Raw genomic sequence first — 859 nt, 5'->3', positions numbered from 1 at the left:
ACGGGGGCGTATTCATGTTCCCTATCGCGGCTATCGGCCTAATTGCATTGGCTATTGTCATTGAGCGATTTATTGTGATGATGACTTACCGTCGTCAAATCGTCAAAGAAACGCGTCAGTTTTCACAAACAGTGGAAGGTGATGAGCATCAAGCATTGACGGCCTTATTGCAAGGGCGATCGGTATTGGCGGACACGGTAAGAGAGGCGTCAACAGAGTATCAAGAGCATGCCATCTCTAAAGAAGAGTTTGAAGAGCTTGTAGGCATCAGTGCTATTCATTCAGTGCGCCGTTTAAGTCGTCGTACTACGGTGATATCAACGCTGGCGAATGTGGTTACGTTATTGGGGTTGTTAGGTACCATTATGGGGCTTATTCAAAGTTTTGCTTCTGTCGCTCAGGCCTCCGGAGCGGATAAGTCGACGCTGCTGTCTGAATCTGTCTCGGTCGCGATGAACACGACGGCGTTTGGTTTGATGGTTGCCATTCCTTTGTTGTTGGTGTACGTGTTTATCGATAATGCTTCCAACAAAGCGATTGAGAGCCTTCAAACGGGGTGTGCAACAGTGCTGAATAAGTTGTACCAAAAGCGAGCTTGATATGAAAAATAATCCTTTTCACAAAAAGGCGTCAGGGAATGAAACGGATTTAAACATCACGCCCTTTTTAAGTTTGATGGTGGTGTTGATACCGGTTCTTTTGGTCAGTGCGAAGTTTTCCCTATTGGCGCATTAAATAAGCGCCGCTCGCCACTCAAACACGCGCAGCTCGTTATTGACCGTCAGCGTGACCTCAAAACGGTCTTGCGCGGGCATGGTGTATTTGATGTCTTGTCCGCCAAGCTCGGAGAACACATAGT

At 47.3% G+C, this 859-nt stretch carries 1 protein-coding gene; it reads left to right on the top strand.

Annotated features, from left to right (window positions below; genetic code table 11):
* A partial coding sequence (locus tag KIO97_RS24390; protein WP_285384200.1) for a MotA/TolQ/ExbB proton channel family protein occupies positions 1–599 on the top strand: 599 nt, incomplete at its 5' end.
* Positions 600–859: the final 260 nt, after the last annotated feature.

This window comes from Vibrio sp. B181a, from assembly GCF_030248375.1.
GTDB classification, from domain to species: Bacteria; Pseudomonadota; Gammaproteobacteria; order Enterobacterales; family Vibrionaceae; genus Vibrio; species Vibrio campbellii.
The sequence above is the reverse complement of the archived record's forward strand: the minus strand, read 5'-3'. Positions and strand labels throughout refer to the sequence as shown.